Below are 18,237 nucleotides of genomic sequence, written 5' to 3' on the forward strand. Positions count from 1 at the left end.
TCTTGCAACTGAGGAAACACGGAGCAGGATCGCTGAAGAGGCCATGCGCTATAGAGCGGCGGGCCTTCACTGCCGCCGCGTTCGCCGAGCCCGGATGGCTTCGAACGGTCACCACCGACCGAGGCTTGTCGGTGGCTTCCGCCGAGCTCAGTGAAGTGAGGGACGTCCGTGCGCATGAGATCGGCGGTCACACTTGGTGCACCGCGACAGTGCGCTGGCTGGTCGCCGGCTACGCCGACGCATTCTCTGCGTGGACCCTGGGCTGTGCGTGGGAGACGCGCGTGTTGCTGAGCCCCACCGCGCCCGAAAGGGACGTCACCGTCCTTCGAGCGGAACGTCTACAGCCCATCGCTCCGGAGGACGTGCCCCATCTGCCCTCTGTCGCACTCAACGAGGAAGCCAGGCTGCCCGCTGACGTTGTCAGGGCGGTCAGCGGTCTTCTGTCTCGCGTCCTCCCTGACCAGCGGTCCTCCCATGACCAGGTCTGGGCTCCGCCGGTTCCGCCCAGGTTCGAGCCGATTCCCCACCACAAACAGGCAGGAGAGCCGGCAGACACGTAGAGATGGACCGGAGCGTTGATAGTCCGGATCGGCGGGCCGGTCAGGGTGAGCCTTCCGCTGGCGCCCGCCGGCCTGGTCACGCCTTGCGGTCCCGCGCCGGGTAGAGCTTCGCGTGGAGCACGCGGTCCTCCCACCACGGATCGTCCGGAGCGGAGACCAGCGCGGCCACCGGCTCCCGCTTGGTCGGGGCGGGCGGCACCAGCGGGCCCAAGTCCTTTGCCGCGCGGGCCTGCACACACTTGGGGCACTCCAGCCGGTCCGGGCCGGCCTTCTCCCGCAGCTCCAGCTTTGAGCCATTCTTCCCCCCGATCGAGCCCCGGCACGTCCAACACGGGCGCAGCGCCACGTTCGCCGTGCGGGCGGCTTCCAGCTGCCCTCGGCCTCCCGTTCCAGCCGTCCCTTGCGTTCCTGGTGGCAAGGCCAGCAGCGGCCACCGGGGCGGCGGGTCCACTTCTGTCTGCCGTGGAGGCCGTACTCCCAGGTGCTCTCCCCCTCGGGAACATCGCCGCAGTCGACGCAGGCCAGGGAGTCCATCAGCTCCCGGTGGGCCTTGCGCTGCTCGCCCTCCCGGGCGGCCTGGCGCCGGTCGTAGGCGGCACGGTTGTTCGGGTTCTCCAGCGCCTCGGCCAGGGAGTGCCGTCCGGGGCGGCCGAACCGCCACCACACCGGCCCGAGCGGGCCGCGCTCGGCGAGGAGCTCCTCGCAGCCGGTGACCAGCGCAGCCGGCCCGGCCTCGACGTCGACCAGGAGCTCAGCGTCGGCCTGGTCTTGGTGCTGCTCCTCAATCGCGGCAATGCGACGGATCGCGCGGGCGGCGACGATGGGGGCGAGCCCGGTGTCGACCACACGGGCACCCGCTTGGGCGCGAGCCCTTGGAACCGGCCGAGGGCGACGGCGAACTCGCGGCGCTCCGGACCGCGTCGGGAAGCGTCGAAGAACTCGAAATCGCCGTAGGCGTCGCCGGCGATCACCCGCATGCGCCCGCCGGCCGCCTTGAGCGGGTCGATCCCGGTCTCCTCGGGGCGCACCTCGGCCTGCATCTTGGCGCACACGCCCTGCGCCGGCTGCTCGGGGTCGATGGCGACGGGCTACTGGGCGGTCCTCCAGGCCCGAGCGGATGCCAGGGCCTTGGCGAGGGCGCGGGCGTCGACGCGGTGAGCCGAAGTGCAGCACACGGCCTTCCGCGGCCCCCTGGCGGCCCTTACGGCTTTCGTCCGGCACGGCGACGGCCGCGGGGCCCCGGCCGAGTCTGCGAGTCGCCGCAGCCGAGCCTCTCGCGGGGCGCAGCCTGCGAGGGGAGGGCTGGCCCGGGCTCGCTGCCCGGGCCAGCAGCGATCGGGCGACGGCGGAGTCGGCGACGACGATGCGGTCCGCGTCCGGAGGTGCCGGGTGGCTCAGGGCGCGTACCGGCACACCGTGACGCCGCTCTTCGCTCCGCAGCCCATCTTGCTGTAGCTAGGGTTGATCATGTTGTAGTAGTGACCCCAGCGGTAGTACCCCGCCTGGTTGGCGTGCGGGTCATGGTTGGGATCGGAGTCGTAGGCGCTCTTCTCGCCGGCCCACTGCCCCGTGGCCTGGCTCGGCCCGGCGCTCGACATGTTCTCGGCGGCGTTGCTTATTGACGCGTGGTGCAACGAGCCGCCCGCAGTGGATGCCGGGTTGTCAGCCCAGGACTGTGCCGCGGAGGCAAGCCCGCCGTCCCAGGTCAGACCTGACTGGCCGGCCTGGGCGCGAACGCTGTTGGTCTCGGAGAGGATGGTCTGTTGGTCGCCGGGGCTGATCTGGGCGGGGAACTCCGCCGCATGGGAGACGGTCGCGGTGGCAACCGTCGCCAGCATCATGCCTCCGGTCATCAGCGCCGTTGCGAAGATGTTCGCGGCGCGATGGTGTACCCGAGTTGGATTTCTCATTGCGACCCCCCTGGTCGCACAGAAAGCAGCAGCACGTGCCGGCGCGGACCACGGCCGTCACGGAAGCGGGCCGCACGCCTGGCTCATGCGATGGCCAGGATGCCATCGGCAACAAATCGCTCTGTCCGACGGCCACATGACCGCCGTCAATAGCACCAGCGTACGTCTTCCCGGCGACTGAAGAAGCCGCTGAGATTTCTTTGTGCAGCCGGTGATCGAGGCTCTGCGCTTCGTAGCCTCGAATCCCGCCGCCCTGGCCAACTGACTTTCCCGGACGGCGATTTCTGCGAATTCGTCGCGGCTTCAAGTCAGGAGTTCCCGGGAAATCGGACTCCGGCACCTCCGGCCGTTTCACGCCGCGTCCGGCACCGGAGCGCCTCCGCGCGCCCGGCCCGCGTCGACCTCATTCAGGTGCCCGCATATCTACAAGTCACCTTTTCCGGATCAAGAGTTGGTCAAATCAGCACACTGCCGAGATGTGCTCCGCCGTCGGCCCGGCGAGGCGCGACAGGCAACGCGACAGCACCCACCCACCACCAGCACAACCCCGCAACGGCCTCCCGGACCACCACCAGGGCAGCCTGACGGCCACCCAGCAGCAACCCCCGGCCAACCCGGCCAGGACGGCGGCGCAGCACCGGACCGGGCAGACGGAGGCCGGGCACGCGGCAAGGGCGCAGCCCGGCCCCGACAAACCGAACACCGACCCCCGCCACCACCCCACCAACCACGATTCCAACCCGAATCCAGAAAACCACCGGCAACCAACCCACCAAAACAACCGGACGGAATTCACGGCTAAATTCACCACCGAATACAGGCCCACAACACCGAGCCCCCCACCCACCACCACACACCGTCACCAACCCGGCCACCGACAGGTCCGACCAAAGGTCCGGACAATCTGGCGCGAGAGGCCATTTCACGCCCACAACCCACGACAACAGGTCACACCCTGTCCTTCGGCGGGTAGAGCTTCGCGTGGAGCACCCGCGTCTCCCAGCACGGATCGTCCGGAGCCGACACCAGCGCGGCCACCAGCTCCCGCTTCGTCGGGACCGGCAGCACCAGCGGGCCCAAGTCCTGTGCGGCGCGGGCGTGCACGCACGTGGGGCACTCCAGCCGGTCGGGGTCGGCCTTCTCCCGCAGCTCCAGCTTCGAGCCCTCCTCCCCGCCGATCGAGCCCCGGCACGTCCAGCACGGGCGCGGCGCGGCGTTCGCCGTGCGGGCGGCTTCCAGCTGCTCTTCGGCCTCCCGTTCCAGCCGTTCCTTTCGGCCCTGGTGGCAGGACCAGCAGCGGCCGCCGGGGCGGCGGGTCCACTGGCGGCTGCCGTACACCCAGGAGGTCTCCTCCTCGGGAACGTCGCCGCAGTCGATGCGGGTCAGGGAGTCCATCAGCTCCTGGTGGGCCCTGCGCTGCTCGTCCTCGCGGGCGGCCTGGCGTCGGTCGTAGGCTCGTCCCCCGCGAGGACTCCTCGGGTTACCGACGTCGCAGGGCAGGATCGCCAAGACCGGCAACACCCGTGCCAGACGCCTGCTCGTCGAGGCGGCCTGGCACCACCGCACGCCCTACCGCCACCCCGACGTCGCCCTGCGCGCGCGGCTGGACCAGGTTCCGTCCCCATCCGGCAACGCGCCGATCAGGGCAACCGCGGCCTGCACCGACGCCGGACCACGCTCCAGGCGCGCCACAAGCAGTCCACCATCACCGTGGTGGCCCGTCGCACGGGAACTGTCCGACTGGTGCTGGAGCCTGGCCATCCTGGGCCCCTGAGCCGCCGCCCCACAAACCGGCCGGCGGGAGCCCGACCACGGGTGCAGCGCGAGGAACGACCCGCGAAGGCACTATGGGCAGCCCGGCCCACCACCGGGCCACGCCCGATCGCTGGACGAGCGGCCCGCTCCCGACGCACAACCGGTCATGCGGTAACCAACCCGCGCACATCATGCCGACCGCGCGTCGTCGCGCGACACGCACCCAACCCGGACCCCGCCAGCCCCCGGCACACCACGCCGGAGGCAGGTCACCCCTGCACCGCTTGACAAAACGCCCTACATATCGACTGTCCGACGGGTCGCGTCACCGACCCCGCCCCCCGACAGCACCGTCACCCGAATGGCGCAACATGACGTGCCACCCACATACTGAATTAGTGCCCCAATCGAGGTAATCCGTGAAAGGGGAACCACATGCGCATTCGACGAATACTCGCCGCCGTCACTGCCACGGCAGCCCTGGCCGGACTCGGCCTCACAGGCGCCGCCACCGCCACCGCCGCCACCGCACAGGGTGCCCCGTCCTACGTGACCCCTTCTCAGTGCGAGAAGGGCGGCGGAACGCCCCGGATCGACTTGCCGGGCAACCCCTGCGTGGGCGGTACGTACGACGGGCAGCCGGTCGACTAACCCCACAAGGCACCCCACAAGGCGCCCCGCGGCCACGCGCCGCGGGGCGCTCCCGAGCGAGCGTAGCCGGGAGAGTCGCAGGGACTGTGCCGACCCGTCGGGCACGCCAGGTCCGGGTCGGCCCGGAACCACGCAATCGTCGTGCCACGCCGGCGAAGGATCGCGCGGCGGCAGAACGGGGCGAACTGCCCGGCGAGTTCCAGGGGGTGCCAGGGGGTGCCAGGAGTTCGTGGCACGGACCGCGGCCAGGTCAATGGTGAGGGGCCGCACAGCCAACCGGGTGACCGAACACACCGTCAGGCGTACTGCGGATCACGGCCGGCGGCCACCAGGTCCTCGGCCACCAGACTGCTGCTGAACATCGTGCTCCCCTTCTGCTGACGGACAGGCGTCTCGGGCCGGACGCCCGGCCGCGAGACGGTTTCGGAGTCAGCCGGCGACGGTCTCGGCGGTGTGTCCGTGGATCCAGGAGCGCGGTCTGCTGGTCGGTCAGCTTCCCGTCGGTGCGGGCCCTGTCCTGCTTGCGCAGCCAGGTGCCGGGCCGGAACGCCGGGTCCGCTTCGCCGCCGGTGCGGTTCGCCGGGCCGTCCAGGGTGCCGCCGGCGGCGAGGTAGGCGAGCAGGCGACGGAAACTCCCGCTCCGGTGCCGCTTTCCGCAATGATTCCGCCGGGCTTCGCAGCCGCGGCCAGGCTGAGCAACCTGCCCACTTGAGGGATGCAGCTCTTCTTGAATGCAGCTTCGGCGGCGGCCCTCTCTGCGACTGCCACACGCGGCGGAACGGCACGTTCTGCTATGTCCATGGTCCTCCTCCCCCTTCGAACGGTGAAGCCGACGCTACCCATCAGCGGAGGCGTTCGTCCGTCCGCTTGTCCGGACCCGGCGAAGGTTGTCGGTCACAGCACCAGCAGCCGCACGCTGCCGGCCGTAGTGGCGGGCGACCCGGGCCCGGTTGCCGCAGGAGGGTTTGCACCATTCCTGCCGTCCATGGGTCTTGAGGAAGTACCGGACGCATCGAGGCGCCTTGCACGCCCGCAGCTGCGCCCGGTCCGGGCCGGCCAGGAAGTCGATCACGGCCCGCGCCAACGCCGCGACCACCCCGGTCCGCGTGTCGACCACCGACGAGACCAGTCGGACGCTGGGCTCGCCGTCGCCCGGCCAGTCCAGCTGCGGGAGGACCGGCTCAACTGCGGCCAACGCGTTCAGCAGCTCGAGCGCCTCGGCGGCCGGCATGAGCCGGTGCGCATCCGCCGGGCTCGGCGGAGCCGGGCTGACTGCCCGGGCGAACAGGGTCCGGGCGGCCCGGCGCAGCGCGATGATCTCGCCGTGCAGCTGCTCGTCCACAATGAGCCGCGCCGTCGCGTCGGCCGGTGGTTCGCGGTGCTCCGTCAGCCAGGCGGCCGCCTGTTCGATCGTGGCCAGGTCGTCGAGGACGCCTCCGTTCCCGTCATGGCGAATGGTGCTCACCAACTCCAGCGCCAGACAGCGTTGCATGTTGCCGCTTCTCCTCTCCACGAGCCGGTCGAGCCCTACTTGATCACATCCTCTTGATCACCTCCACGCCCCTACCCTAAGGTCGCTAACGCCAAAGCGATGACCAACCATTAGTTTCCCTGGTCGGACCTTGCCGTGTCCCGCGCGGAAGGGTGACCACGCAAGCGAAGGAGACAGATCGATGACGGTCCTGCTCGCCCAGATCAGCGACCTGCACCTGGACGGCAGCGAACAGGCGACCGAGCGGGCCGCGCGGGTCATGGACCACCTGCGCAACCTGCCGCGCCCGGTCGACGCCCTGCTGGTCACCGGCGACATCGCCGACCACGGCGCGCCGAGCGAGTACGAGGAGGCGGCCCGGCTGCTGTCCGCGCCGTTCCCCGTGCTGACCTGCCCCGGCAACCACGACGTGCGTCCGGCCTACCGCGAGGCCCTGCTCGGCGAGGCGCCCGGCGAGCAGCCGATCAACCGGCTCCACCACGTCGCCGGAGCGGCGGTGCTGATGTGCGACTCCACCATCCCTGGCCGGGACGAAGGGCTGTTGGACCGGCAGACGCTCGACTGGATCGACACCACTCTCGCCGGCCTGCCGTCGACCACGCCGGCGTTGATCGCCTTCCACCAGCCGCCGGTCGCGCTCCACCACCCGCTGCCCGACTCCGGCATGCTCCGGCAGCCGGAACGCCTCGGGGCCCTGCTCGACTCGCATCCGCAGGTCGTCGCGGTGATCACCGGGCACGCGCACACCGCCGCCGCGTCCACCTTCGCGGGCCGCCCACTGATCGTCGGACCGGCCGTCACCTGGACCCTGCGGATGCCGTGGGAGGGCGACCGGCCCGCCGACCGCGACCAACCGCCCGCGCTCGCCTTCCACGTCCTGGACGACGCGGGCCGCCTCACCACGCACTTCCGCGCCGTGCTCTGACTCCCCGTGGCCGCAGACACCGTGGTGCACCCGTATGCCGTCGCCGGGTTCCTGGCGTCGGTCTTCCCGCTGATCGCCACCCCCGGCGCCAGCCTGGCCCTGCTGATCCGGCAGGTCACCGAACAGGGCCGCCGCCACGCGCTGCCCGTCATCCTCGGCACCGTCGGCGGCCTGTACGTGCACGCCACCCTCGCCATCGCCGGACCGGCCACCGCAGCCATGCGCTCCGGCCGAGCCTTCACCGCCGTCCGGCTCGGCGGCGCCGCCTGTCTCATCGGCCTCGGCGTGTGGACCTGGCGGTCCGCCCAGGCCAGTCCGGGTGCCGGCCGGCCCGGCCGGGCAACCTCCCGGCGGCCACGACGGTGACGTCCAGCGGCGCCTGTGAGCCGGAGCCGTCGGAGAAGGACTCGTTGTCCCAGCAGTACGACCAGCCGTCGGCGCTGTCCCGGTTCACTGTGAGCAGCAGGTCGGCGTCGGGGGTGTCGGGATCGCCCTGGCGGTCGTGGTTTCCGGCGCCCCAGCCCAGCATCGTTTGCCGGGCGGGGCCGCCGGCGGGGCCTTCCTCCAGCGACCACTCGCAGTCTCTTCGTGCAGTTCCTCCAGCGGAACCGCGGAACCGCGGAACCGGCGGTGACGATCCCGCCTTCCACGTCCGGGGGAACATCGGCATCGGCGACGGGCCCGCCCGCCGTGACGGTGCCTCCGGTGCACGCCGGGTTCGACTACCAGGTCGGCGGGCCGTACCAGCCGCCGGCCGGTGTGTCCGTCGTCAGCCGCGACCACGGGGCGTCCCCGGCAGCGGGGATCTACAACATCGGCGAGTGCGACCGCTACACCGACGCGTTCGGCGACAGCGAATTCGACATCGAGTACGACGAACAGGGCCTTCAGGCGGCGTGCGCGACTTGGGGGACCCGCATCAGCATCGTGCGGCGCGACCTCGACGTCGTTCCACCGAGCAGCAGGGTGACGTCGGCGCTGGATCCGGCCCGGCCCTTCTGGTGGCCGTGCCGATCGCTCCACGAAGCGGGGCGGTCGGCTTCGATCACTGGACGGAAGATCTGCCGTTGTAGCAATAGTCTAATGAGCCGACTTTAAGGGGTGCGGCATGTCGACTGGCGGAAATAACGCCGCACTCCGCGTCGTGCACTTATCGTTCGAGCGTGATCAAGGATGCCGATCCTCTGAAGAATTCACAGGCCGCTGATATCGCCGAGGGTTCTCTGCCGAGTCGACGCGAGCTGCTCAGAACCACGGTTGCGGCAGTCGGTGCCGCAGGTTTCGCCGGCGCACTTTCGGACGGTCATGCCTACGCCGTCGATTCTCCATCCAGGTCGGGGGCTCCTCGACACGGTCGGCACCACCCGCATCCTTCACGGCCATCGGGAGACGCGCTCGATCCGTCATCCGTACCCAAGTACAGGACGCCGCTGTTTCTTCTGGATAAAATGCCCAGCGAGGGCCGGGACTCCTACCGCATCGCGGTCCGTCAGTTCCGACAGCAAATGCTGCCAATCGGGATGCCGGCCACCACGGTCTGGGGTTACGGAGCCGTGGGCCACCCGCAGTCGTTTCATACGCCAGGCCTGACCATCGAAGCCCGTGTGGATCGGCCGATCTCCGTGACATGGGTCAACGACCTCGTCACCTCGCGCGGCCTCTATCTGCCCCATCTATGTGCTGTGGATCCCACGTTGCATTGGGCGAACCCTCCTGGCGGAACAGCCGGACGTGATTCTCGGCCGACGTTCTCAACCACTCCCGGACCGTACACAGGGCCTGTGCCCATCGTGACCCATCTGCACGGTGGGTACAGCCGAGAAGAGAGTGACGGATACCCCGAAGCCTGGTACCTGCCGGCATCCCGTGATATTCCCCGTGACTATGCTCGCGTGGGTACCTATTACGATCGGTTCGCCGAGCAGTTCCGTGACCGTTACGGCGTCCGCTGGCGCCCCGGGTCGGCGACGTTCGCGTACGGCAACGATCAGCGTCCCACGACTCTCTGGTACCACGATCACGCTCTGGGCATGACTCGGGTGAACGTCTACGCGGGCCTTGCCGGTTTCTACCTGCTGCGGGGCGGACCCGCGGATCTCCCCTCGGGAGTCCTTCCTGGGCCGGGGCGAGGCGGTGTCCACGGCGCCCACCCCTACGAAATCCCCCTGGTGGTTCAGGACAAGTCCTTCAAAGCGGACGGGTCGCTGATCTTCCCCAGCAGTCGCGGAGACTTCGGGGACACCCCGCCGGACGGTCCATGGATCCCCCACACCGATGTTCCGCCCATCTGGAACCCGGAGTTCTTCGGCACCGCGATGGTCGTCAACGGGAACACCTGGCCGGTACTCAACGTCGAACCGCGGCGGTACCGCCTGCGCGTCCTCAACGCAAGCAACGCCCGTACTCTCATCCTGAAGATCGCGGCTGACGCCACGGCCCCCCGCCCCGTCAGCCCCGCATTGCCCTTCTGGCAGATCGGAAACGACCAGGGATTCCTGCCGGCCCCGGTCCAGTTGGATCAACTCCTCCTGGCCCCCGCAGAGCGCGCCGACGTGGTGGTCGACTTCACCGGCACCCCAGTCGGCACCGGGTTCTACTTGATCAATGAAGGCCCGGACCAGGCGTACGACGGCGGCGCACCGGTCACCGACTTTACGCCGGCGGATATCACGACCACGGGGCAGGTCATGAAATTCACCGTCGTTTCCCTTGCCTCTACCGACACCAGCGTCCCGCCGTCACAGATCGTGCTTCCCCCGATCCCGGCGCTTCCCGAGAGTCGGACGGTCCGGAAGCTATCACTCAACGAAGAGGACTCCGCGTACTTCACCGGCGCGCCCACGATGGACACACTTGGCACAGTTACGCCAAGTGGCTCAGCCACCCCGCTCCTGTGGTCGGACCCGGTCACCGAGACGCCGGTGAAGGACGACACCGAAATCTGGGAACTGTACAACTTCACCCCCGACGCGCACCCTATCCACATCCACCAGATCGGATTCCAGGTCCTCGGCCGCCAAGAAATCACGGGCGGCGCATCGTCACCCCCGCAACCGGGGGAAGGCGGATATAAGGACACCGTGATCGCATTGCCAAGTTACATCACCCGCGTCAAGGTTCGCTTCGGCATTGCGGGACGGTACGTCTGGCACTGTCACATCATGGACCACGAGGACAATGGAATGATGCGGCCGTTGCAGGTCCTCGATCAGCGCAGCCATTGAGGCCTTCTCAGCGGTGATCACTCGGCGGCGGGACGAAGAAAGCGGGAGTCCGCGACCGTGCCCCTGCCGATCGATGTCCGCATCCAGCACCCGTCTCGTAGGTGCTCTCCTGCTCGGAGATGTCGCCGCAGTCGGCACAGGCCAGGGTCTGCATCAGCTCGCGGTGGGCCTGGCGGGCCTTCTTCTCACGGGCCTTCTGGCGCAGGTCGTAGGCGGTGCGGTTGTCCGGGCTGTCCAGCGCCTCGATCAGGGAGTGCCGTCCGTCGCGGCCGAAGCGCCACCACACCGGCCCGCCCGAGCGGACCGTGCTCGGCCAGGAGTTCCGGAGTGGTCGCGATGATGGACACGGCGTCGTCGTAGACCCGCCAGCCGTCCCCGTCATCGTCGTCCCGGTGCACCGTGCACCATCGCCCGCCCCAGACCTCGGCCGACAGCTCGGCCACCGCCTCCTGCCGGTTGGCCGGCGCGACCGGTCCGGCGTCGGTGACGACCAGGGCGACGGGCGGGTACCCGGCGCGGGTCTGGCCGGGCCAGGTGCGGCGCCACCAGCGCACCGTCCGGTCGGCCGGCTCCTCGTCGGCGAGGGCCGGGTCGTTGTCACGGACCTTGACGCGCAACAGCTCACGGTAGGCGGTGAACTTCGCGGCCACCCGCTCGATGGCCATGGTGGAGCGGTCGACCTCGACCATCAGGACCGGCACCCCGATCTCCGCCGCCCGCCACACGGCGTCCGGGCGCACCTTGCGCTTGCCGCCCGGCAGCGGGAACTCGACCTCGGTCGACCAGTCGGTCACGGCGCCCACCCCGCACGGGGCGTCCGGCGCGGTGCCGCCGAGGACGAAGGCGAGCACGGTCTCGTTGACCGCCATCGCGTGCTGGGCACCGGAGCGCCCGGCGCCCCGGGCAGGCCGAGGACGTGCCCGGCCGCCTCCAGTCCGGCCGTGCCCTCCAGCCGCCACGTCTTGTGCCGGGCGGCGGTGTTCCCGTCGGGGGCGACCAGGCCGTGCAGGGCGAGGCCACCAAGCGTCTGTCGGATCGCCTTGTTCGACGCCGCGCCGGGGCGCGGCAGTCGCCGGAGCTGGTCGGCGGTGGCGATCTTGAGGACGCCGGGGGCGGCGAGGACGTCCGCGCGCAACGCGGTGGTCGAGCCGTGGGGGTTGTCCGCGCGCGCCGGTACGCGATCCGGCCAGGCCGGGACGGCTGTGGTGGTTCGATGCCGTCGGCCTGGTCGTCGTTGTCGTCGGGCTGGGCTGGGCTCTGGCGGGTGCTCACGGGCCTCTCCCGGTGGGTCGTGGTCGGCTGCTGCTTCTCCGGGGCATCCGGCGCTCCTGACAGCGGCCAAGCCCGTTCCCGGCCCGCGCGCCGCACCCTCTCCACCCACCCCGGATCCGGCCCCCGCCACCACCCCTACCGGCGAGCGGCTCATTAGATGACTGGCGGCCCGGCCTCAATGCGGCGTAGCACCGGGGGCAGACGATCCAGGTCGGGGCCGGTCTGGACCTGCCGCTCGTCCCACCAGGTGGCGCCGGCATCGTGCAGCGGACCGATCACGTCCTTGGCCTTGGCCGGGTGCGGGGGCGTGGCACCGCCGAGCACGAACTCGAAGAGGCGCCCAGCCACGGCCGGGCGCTGCTTGCGCACGTAGCCGACCAGCTCCCGTACCTCCATCACATCCGGCACGTGACCATGCCGGGCCGTCTCGAACAGCGGCACCGCGCCGTCCCACCGCGCTGCCCGCCGCATGGGCGCACGACGCGGCCAGAACCCGCCGATCCACACCGGCGGACCAGGCCGCTGCACGGTGGCGGGCACCAGCGTCACGTCCCGGACCTCGTAGTGCCGGCCGTGGTGGTTCACCGGCTCGCCGGACCAGAAGCGCCCCAACAACCCCAGTCCCTCGTCCAGCCGCTCGGCGAGGATGCGCGGCTCGGCGGCGTCGCCGAAGCTTCGGTATTCGTCCTCAAGCGGGCCGCCCAGGCCCGCGGCGAAGATCACCCGGCCGCCGCTGAGATGGTCCAGGGTGGCCACCTGGCGGGCGAGCTGCTGCGGACGGTAACGAGGGACCGGTGTCAGTAAGGTGCCCAGTCGGATCCGCGAGGTCGCCAGCGCGGCGGCGGTCAGCAGCATCCAGGGGTCCCCGAAGGGACGCCCCTGATGCTGTCGGTGCAGTACGTGGTCCCAGACAAAGAGCCCGTCCCAGCCGGCCTGTTCGGCGGCAGCCGCCACCGTTGCGACGTTACGGGGGTCGGCGAAGTCGCCGAAGTTGGGGATGTTGATGGAGAAGCGCATCCCAGCAGGATGCGCAGCCGGCCGTGAAGCGGCAATCGAATTCGGATCCAGACGGCTTCACGGTAGGTCGCCGTGCTGCTGACACTGACCGGTGGTGCAGGTGCGGGCAGGACGACGTCAGCCCATGCGCTCGTGTCGTCTGCCGTGCAAGGTCCGGCAAGCGTGCCGCACGGCGACGACGACTACTTCACCGCCCCTGAGCGGGGAATCTGGACATGCGACGAGGCCGGAGTCCCGCGCCTGGACGTCGGGGATCCCGGTTCGGTGGATATTGAGCGGCTCGGCTGACTCGCTGCCACGTTCACGCCCTGGGGGCCGGGGCTTCCGGGCCATCAGGTACGGTCACGGTTTCACGTCCGCTCAATTCCGGTGACGGTCCGTCCGGATCGCCGCCGGGGGAGCTGTGAGTCCCACCCGAACCGTGTACAACCCCTAGGGAGCTTCTTCGTGCACCAACTCCTGCGCCGGAGCCTTCCGGCCCTCGCCGCCCTCGGCATAGCCGTCGGCGCTCCGCTGCTCACCGCCGGCACCGCCCAGGCCCAGGCCGAGCACGGGTGCGGCGCCGTCGGCGTCCAGTTCTCCGTCGACGGCGGCAAGGGCTGGATCTCCGACGGCCGGATGTCCCAGCCGCACGGCGTCATCCAGGTCCGCCTGGTCGGCGACGTCGTGGACGGCTGCGACTACCGGGTCTCGCTGGCCTCCTACGACACCGAGGGGCCGACCTGGGCCACCTCGGGCAAGCAGACCTTCCTCGGCTGGGCGACCACGACGCTGCGCAGCGGGAACCGCGAGGCGACCCTGGACGTCTCCGCCCACCTGCCGAAGTGCTACGGCCAGATCGACCTGTACAACGGCGACAAGAAGTTCGACGGCGTCGCCAACCCCGCGCCGAGGTACCCGGACGGCGTCTTCCCGGACAACCTGATCTCGGCCTGGAACGGCGGCAAGGCCTGCGCGCCGACCCCGACCGGCACGCCGACCGTCCCGGTTCCGACCTCCTCGGCGTCGCCCACGGCCACCGCGACCCCGCACCCGACCGGGACGCCCACCGCCACGACGACGCCTTCGGCCACCGCCACCGCGACGGCCACCGCCTCGCCCTCCACCACCGCCAAGCCGTCGGCGCCGGCCACCACCGGGACGCCGTCCGGCGGCACCCCGTCGACCGCCCCGGCCGTGCCGGCGCCGTCCGCACCGGCGGACACGACCGGCCCGGTCGGCAAGCCGACCGCCAATCCGGTCTCGACCACGCCGGCCAGCACCCTGGCCAGCACGGGTGGCAACAGCAGCCAGATGATCGTCTACGGCGCTGGTGGGGCCGCGCTGCTCGCCGTCGGCGGGGGCGCGCTGGTGATCGCCCGCCGTCGGGGCGCCCGCCGCTGACGCGGCACCGCTGAGGTACCCAGGACGCCCGCGGTCCCCGGACCGCGGGCGTCCGTCGTCCGTTCACCCCCGGACGGTCCGGAACCGGCGCCGGTACTCCGTCGGCGTCGTGCCGAGCTGGCGGCGGAACGCCCGCACGGGCGTGTCGGTGGTCCCGAACCCGCAGGTGGACGCGATGCGTTCGAGCGTCTCGTCGGTGGTCTCCAGCCGGTTGCGGGCCCGTTCGACGCGGGCCGACTCGACGTAGGCGCTCGGGGTGACGCCGAGCCCGGTCTTGAGGATCCGGGTCAACTGCCGTTCCCGGCGTGGGTGTGGGCGGCGATCCGGAGGCCGCCCTGCGGGGGCTGAGCGAGGAGGCCGTCCGGGCGCACCTCGCGCTTCCCGCCGGGCAGCACGAACTCGGCCTCGGTCGACCAGGTCCGGCAGCACCCGCCCCCGGGCCGGACCGGGACCGGCGGCACGGACCGGAGCAGCGAGCGCGGGAACGGTCTGCGCGGCCGAACGGCGCCGACGGCGGCGACCGCCGCCGCGGACCGGGCCGCCGCGCGGGCGGCCCACGTCCTCGCCTCCCGCACCGCTTCCACCCGCCGGCCGACGGGGCTTCGCCGCTGAGCTTCTGGCCGGCTGCTGTTCCGGCACGCCCGGGGCGCCGGTCAGGGGGACTTCACGGTCGGTCGAAAATTCTTTGAAACATCCCGGTGCCCTCAGGACGTCATAGGGCGGATATCGCGAGGGGACGGGAGAGGGCAGTGGGCAAAGCTCGACGGCGGGCGGCCATGGAGGAGGAGTTCGTCGCGTTCGCGACGGCCCGCTCCGGACCGCTCTACCGGTCGGCGTACTTCCTGACCGGAGGCGACGCACACTTGGCCGAGGACCTGGTGCAGGAGACCCTGGGCCAGATGTACGCGCAGTGGCACCGGCTGTACCGGCCGAGTTGGGCCGGCCGGATCGACAACGCGGCGGGGTACGCGCAGACGGTGCTGGTCCGGGCGTTCCTGACGCACCGGCGCAGGCGCAGCAGTACCGAGCGGCCCAGCCAGGTGCTGCCGGAGGTGTCGGCGCACGAGCGGGACGCGGCGCTGCGGATGGCGCTGGTCGATGCGCTGGCCCAGCTGCCGCCGCGGGACAGGGCGGTGGTGGTGCTCCGGTACTGGGAGGACCGCAGCGTGGAGGAGACCGCGGTGATCCTCAAGGACAGTTCGTCGGCGGTCCGGACCAGGTGCACCCGGGCGCTGGCCCGGCTGCGGTCCCTGCTGGGGGCGGACCTGGCGGAGTTGGTGGCGCCATGAGCGAGCGAGACGAGTCGGATGTCATGGACGGATCTTCGGTGAGTGGAGTGGTGAAGTGACCGGCGGGGACGAGGAGTTCGAGATGCGGTTGAGCGCGGCGTTCGGACGGGCCGGCGCCGACCTCCAAGCGGACGGGGCTGCCCGGATGGTGGACGGTGGACTTGAGAGCGGACGACGGCGCAGGCGGGGACGGCGGCGCACGGTGCTGCTGGCGGGCGGGCTGACGCTGGCCGTCGCGGCGGGGGCGAGCGCGCTGACCGTCCCGTCCGCAGTGCCGGGGCGGACCTCGGGGGCGCTGGCCGCCGCCTCGGCCGGCGCGCCGGCGCCGCTCGACCACGGGGTGACCATTCTCCTGATCGGGCTGAGTTCGACGACCGACGCCCAGGGGCGGCCGGCGCCCGCCGACCTGCGCCGCGGGGAACTCCACGCCGGGGCCGGCGACGTGGACGTCGCGGACACCATGGTTCTGGTGCACATCCCGGCCGGTGGGGGGGCGGTGCGTCAGCTGTCGATTCCCCGGGACGTGCTGGTCGACGCGGGCGGCGGCAAGCAGATGAGTATCAACCAGGTCTACACGCAGGCCGAGACCACGGAGCAGACTCGGCTGACGCGCCAGGGGGTCTCCGGAGCCGAACTGCGCTGGCAGGGACGGGAGGCCGGGCGGACCGCACTGATCCGGGCGGTCCAGGACCTGACGGGGGTGCCGGTGGACCACTTCGCGGAGGTTTCGATGACCGGGTTCTACCGGGTCGCACAGGCGGTCGGCGGGGTGCCGGTCTGCCTGAACCACGCGGTGGACGACCCGTGGAGCGGAGCCAAGCTGCCCGCCGGGCGCTCGGAGCTCGGGCCCGCGCAGGCGCTGGCCTTCGTCCGGCAACGGCACGGGGTGGGCGACGGATCGGACCTGGGGCGGACCCGGCGCGCGCAGGCGTTCCTCGCAGGGGTGCTGCAGAAGCTGCGTGACGGCGGGGTGATGGGGGACGCCGGGAAGCTGGGGGCGCTGTACGACGCGTTGAAGGACGACCTGGTGGTCGACAAGGGGTGGAGCCCGGTGGACTTCGTCCGCCAGGTGCCCGCGCTCGCACGGGGGCAGGCGGCGGCCTCGACGCTACCGGTGCAGGCGAACGGGGCGGCGCTGGTGGCGGAGCCGGGGAAGGCCAAGGAGATCCTGACCAGTGAGGGTACGGGCGGAGCCCCGACCGGGAACGGAGTGCCCTGCGTCGACTGAGAAGGGGACGCCGTGAGCTGGGCGGCGGGCGGCGTGGGTGTCGCCCCGGATGCAGCTCAGCCGCTCGGTCCAGGACAGTACGCCGTCGGGCTGAAGGGCACAGCCGATGCGGCGCAGCTGCCCGCTGCTGGTGAATCGGCGCGACACCGGGTGGACATGCTCGACCAGCTCGGGATGATCTGGTCCGTCTCCGACGCCCGCTTCGAGACCGGCCTCGACTGGGCCCGGGTCTGGGCGAAGGAGCTGCGTCCAGCGACAGCTGTCTGCTCCGGCAGGGGCAAGGGAAAGGAGAACCAGCTGATGCACGCGATCCCGGCCAGGAGACTGCACCAGCCGGCAACCCCGCGGCGCGCAACGCCGCTGAGGCCTACCAGGATCAGGCGGTGGACCTCCCTGGCCAGGCCCGGTATGTGCCGGGCCCGGCCTTCTTCACGAAGCCGGAGCGAACCTTCCCCGGATGCCGGTCGCTCTGGCACCACTGACACTCGTGAACCGTAGGCGCCGTGCGGGCGAGGACTGATACGGAGAGGTGTCCACATGAAAGCGATCGTGGTGACGGACCAGGCCGCAGGAACGGCCGGGATGACGCTGACGGAGCGGCCCGAGCCGGAGCCGGCGATAAACGATGTCGTCGTTCAGGTTCATGCGTCGGGATTCGTCCCGACCGAGATGGCGTGGCCCTCGACCTGGACCGATCGCCTCGACCGCGACCGAACACCGTCGATCCCCGGACACGAGCTGGCCGGAGTGGTCACCGCCCTCGGCTACGGCACGACGGGTCTCTCGGTGGGACAGCGCGTGTTCGGCCTCACCGACTGGCATCGCGACGGCACCCTCGCCGAGTACGCGGCCGTCGAGGCACGCAACCTCGCGCCGTTGCCGGGCGACGTCGACTTCACCGTGGGCGCGAGCCTGCCGATCTCAGGCCTCACCGCGTGGCAGGGGCTGTTCCAGCACGGCCACCTCCAGGCGGGGCGGAGCGTCCTCGCGCACGGCGCGGCCGGCGCAGTCGGGACGATGGTGACGCAGCTCGCCCGGGAGGCCGGCGCCTACGTCATCGGCACCGGACGTGCCGCTGACCGCCAGAAGGCACTCGATTTTGGCGCAATGGAGTTCGTCGACCTCGACAACGACACCCTGGAAGACGTCGGCGAAGTCGACCTGGTCTTCGACGTCATCGGTGGCGACATCCAGAAGCGATCCACAGGCCTCATCCGGGCTGGAGGAACACTGATAACCGTCGTTGGGCCGCCCGAGGCGCGGCCCGCCCACGGCCGGGCGATCGACTTCGTCGTCGAGTCCGATCGTGCCCAACTGGGTGAGATCGTCCAGCGGGTGCGGGACGGGCGACTGCGCACGAACATCGGCAACGTCGCGACCCTCGACGATGCCGTCACCGCCCTCAACCCGTCCGAGCGACGCCAGGGGAAGACGATCATCCGTGTTCGTCCGTGAGGACCCGGGCGGCGGCGCAGCGGATTCCCTGCCCGTCGCCGACGCCGCCGACAGTCCCAGCCAACCACCACCCACG

At 70.9% G+C, this 18,237-nt stretch carries 16 protein-coding genes and 2 pseudogenes; 11 read left to right on the plus strand and 7 right to left on the minus strand.

Going from position 1 to position 18,237, the window contains the following annotated elements:
- Window positions 1–636 precede the first annotated feature (636 nt).
- Window positions 637–759: a hypothetical protein gene (locus ACFVWU_RS26845; protein ID WP_387625626.1), complete on the minus strand. Its 123-nt coding sequence runs from the start codon at window positions 757–759 to the stop codon at window positions 637–639.
- A 344-nt stretch (window positions 760–1,103) separates the two neighbouring features.
- Between ACFVWU_RS26845 and ACFVWU_RS26850 the strand changes: the two genes are divergently transcribed.
- Window positions 1,104–1,514 (plus strand): hypothetical protein, encoded by a 411-nt coding sequence (locus ACFVWU_RS26850; RefSeq protein WP_387625628.1) that lies wholly within the window; start codon window positions 1,104–1,106, stop codon window positions 1,512–1,514.
- A gap of 440 nt (window positions 1,515–1,954) precedes the next feature.
- Here the strand turns inward: ACFVWU_RS26850 and ACFVWU_RS26855 are convergent, their stop codons facing one another.
- Together ACFVWU_RS26855 and ACFVWU_RS26860 are read right to left on the minus strand one after the other, a co-directional pair.
- Window positions 1,955–2,413: a CAP domain-containing protein gene (locus ACFVWU_RS26855; protein WP_387625630.1), complete on the minus strand. Its 459-nt coding sequence runs from the start codon at window positions 2,411–2,413 to the stop codon at window positions 1,955–1,957.
- Window positions 2,414–3,418: 1,005 nt separating this feature from the next.
- Window positions 3,419–3,865, minus strand: a complete 447-nt coding sequence (locus ACFVWU_RS26860) for a hypothetical protein (RefSeq protein ID WP_387625632.1) — start codon at window positions 3,863–3,865, stop codon at window positions 3,419–3,421.
- Window positions 3,866–4,660: 795 nt separating this feature from the next.
- Here ACFVWU_RS26860 and ACFVWU_RS26865 point away from each other — a divergent pair.
- A complete protein-coding gene (locus ACFVWU_RS26865; protein ID WP_387625634.1) occupies window positions 4,661–4,876 on the plus strand; it encodes a hypothetical protein in 216 nt (71 codons plus the stop codon).
- 835 nt (window positions 4,877–5,711) lie between these two features.
- Here the strand turns inward: ACFVWU_RS26865 and ACFVWU_RS26870 are convergent.
- Entirely contained in the window at window positions 5,712–6,368 is a 657-nt protein-coding gene (locus ACFVWU_RS26870) for a CGNR zinc finger domain-containing protein (protein WP_387625636.1), read from the minus strand.
- A gap of 181 nt (window positions 6,369–6,549) precedes the next feature.
- On the opposite strand from ACFVWU_RS26870, the gene ACFVWU_RS26875 reads away from it, so the two are divergent.
- The 4 genes and pseudogenes from ACFVWU_RS26875 to ACFVWU_RS26890 all read left to right on the plus strand — a co-directional run bounded on the left by ACFVWU_RS26875 (window position 6,550) and on the right by ACFVWU_RS26890 (window position 10,517).
- The gene (locus ACFVWU_RS26875; RefSeq protein WP_387625638.1) at window positions 6,550–7,293 is read left to right on the plus strand and encodes a metallophosphoesterase; all 744 of its coding nucleotides are present in this window, start codon (window positions 6,550–6,552) and stop codon (window positions 7,291–7,293) included.
- A 6-nt stretch (window positions 7,294–7,299) separates the two neighbouring features.
- Window positions 7,300–7,659, plus strand: coding sequence for a LysE family translocator (locus ACFVWU_RS26880; RefSeq protein WP_387625640.1), 360 nt, complete (start codon window positions 7,300–7,302; stop codon window positions 7,657–7,659).
- A 270-nt stretch (window positions 7,660–7,929) separates the two neighbouring features.
- Window positions 7,930–8,113, plus strand: a pseudogene (locus ACFVWU_RS26885) (hypothetical protein); the annotation flags it as partial.
- A gap of 343 nt (window positions 8,114–8,456) precedes the next feature.
- Window positions 8,457–10,517: a multicopper oxidase family protein gene (locus tag ACFVWU_RS26890; protein WP_387625642.1), complete on the plus strand. Its 2,061-nt coding sequence runs from the start codon at window positions 8,457–8,459 to the stop codon at window positions 10,515–10,517.
- Window positions 10,518–10,702: 185 nt separating this feature from the next.
- Here ACFVWU_RS26890 and ACFVWU_RS26895 read toward each other — a convergent pair whose 3' ends face one another.
- A complete protein-coding gene (locus tag ACFVWU_RS26895; RefSeq protein ID WP_387625644.1) occupies window positions 10,703–11,476 on the minus strand; it encodes a replication-relaxation family protein in 774 nt (257 codons plus the stop codon).
- 466 nt (window positions 11,477–11,942) lie between these two features.
- Window positions 11,943–12,806 carry an LLM class flavin-dependent oxidoreductase gene (locus tag ACFVWU_RS26900; RefSeq protein ID WP_387625646.1) on the minus strand — a complete coding sequence of 288 codons (864 nt, stop codon included), beginning with the start codon at window positions 12,804–12,806 and terminating at the stop codon, window positions 11,943–11,945.
- Between the two features lie 72 nt (window positions 12,807–12,878).
- Between ACFVWU_RS26900 and ACFVWU_RS26905 the strand changes: the two genes are divergently transcribed.
- Both ACFVWU_RS26905 and ACFVWU_RS26910 read left to right on the plus strand, forming a co-directional pair.
- Window positions 12,879–13,094 (plus strand): hypothetical protein, encoded by a 216-nt coding sequence (locus tag ACFVWU_RS26905; RefSeq protein ID WP_387625648.1) that lies wholly within the window; start codon window positions 12,879–12,881, stop codon window positions 13,092–13,094.
- 159 nt (window positions 13,095–13,253) lie between these two features.
- Window positions 13,254–14,189, plus strand: a complete 936-nt coding sequence (locus ACFVWU_RS26910) for a hypothetical protein (protein ID WP_387625650.1) — start codon at window positions 13,254–13,256, stop codon at window positions 14,187–14,189.
- A gap of 63 nt (window positions 14,190–14,252) precedes the next feature.
- Here ACFVWU_RS26910 and ACFVWU_RS26915 read toward each other — a convergent pair.
- A pseudogene (locus ACFVWU_RS26915) lies at window positions 14,253–14,512 on the minus strand (helix-turn-helix domain-containing protein); the annotation flags it as partial.
- A 453-nt stretch (window positions 14,513–14,965) separates the two neighbouring features.
- Here ACFVWU_RS26915 and ACFVWU_RS26920 point away from each other — a divergent pair.
- The 3 genes from ACFVWU_RS26920 (at window position 14,966) to ACFVWU_RS26930 (ending at window position 18,161) form a co-directional block, all read left to right on the plus strand.
- Complete coding sequence (locus ACFVWU_RS26920) at window positions 14,966–15,478, plus strand: SigE family RNA polymerase sigma factor (protein WP_387625678.1); 513 nt, start codon at window positions 14,966–14,968, stop codon at window positions 15,476–15,478.
- A gap of 55 nt (window positions 15,479–15,533) precedes the next feature.
- Window positions 15,534–16,706 (plus strand): LCP family protein, encoded by a 1,173-nt coding sequence (locus ACFVWU_RS26925; protein WP_387625652.1) that lies wholly within the window; start codon window positions 15,534–15,536, stop codon window positions 16,704–16,706.
- A gap of 537 nt (window positions 16,707–17,243) precedes the next feature.
- Window positions 17,244–18,161: an NADP-dependent oxidoreductase gene (locus ACFVWU_RS26930; protein WP_387625654.1), complete on the plus strand. Its 918-nt coding sequence runs from the start codon at window positions 17,244–17,246 to the stop codon at window positions 18,159–18,161.
- The last annotated feature ends 76 nt before the right edge of the window (window positions 18,162–18,237 follow it).

The sequence above is a fragment of the Kitasatospora sp. NPDC058190 genome (assembly GCF_042883685.1).
Lineage (GTDB): Bacteria > Actinomycetota > Actinomycetes > Streptomycetales > Streptomycetaceae > Kitasatospora.

Coding starts and splice junctions, on each gene's coding strand:
- ACFVWU_RS26855 (WP_387625630.1), bottom strand. CDS start 2,413: ATGACCGGAGGCATGATGCTGGCGACGGTTGCCACCGCGACCGTCTCC.
- ACFVWU_RS26860 (WP_387625632.1), bottom strand. CDS start 3,865: ATGGACTCCCTGACCCGCATCGACTGCGGCGACGTTCCCGAGGAGGAG.
- ACFVWU_RS26865 (WP_387625634.1), top strand. CDS start 4,661: ATGCGCATTCGACGAATACTCGCCGCCGTCACTGCCACGGCAGCCCTG.
- ACFVWU_RS26870 (WP_387625636.1), bottom strand. CDS start 6,368: ATGCAACGCTGTCTGGCGCTGGAGTTGGTGAGCACCATTCGCCATGAC.
- ACFVWU_RS26875 (WP_387625638.1), top strand. CDS start 6,550: ATGACGGTCCTGCTCGCCCAGATCAGCGACCTGCACCTGGACGGCAGC.
- ACFVWU_RS26900 (WP_387625646.1), bottom strand. CDS start 12,806: ATGCGCTTCTCCATCAACATCCCCAACTTCGGCGACTTCGCCGACCCC.
- ACFVWU_RS26920 (WP_387625678.1), top strand. CDS start 14,966: ATGGAGGAGGAGTTCGTCGCGTTCGCGACGGCCCGCTCCGGACCGCTC.
- ACFVWU_RS26930 (WP_387625654.1), top strand. CDS start 17,244: ATGAAAGCGATCGTGGTGACGGACCAGGCCGCAGGAACGGCCGGGATG.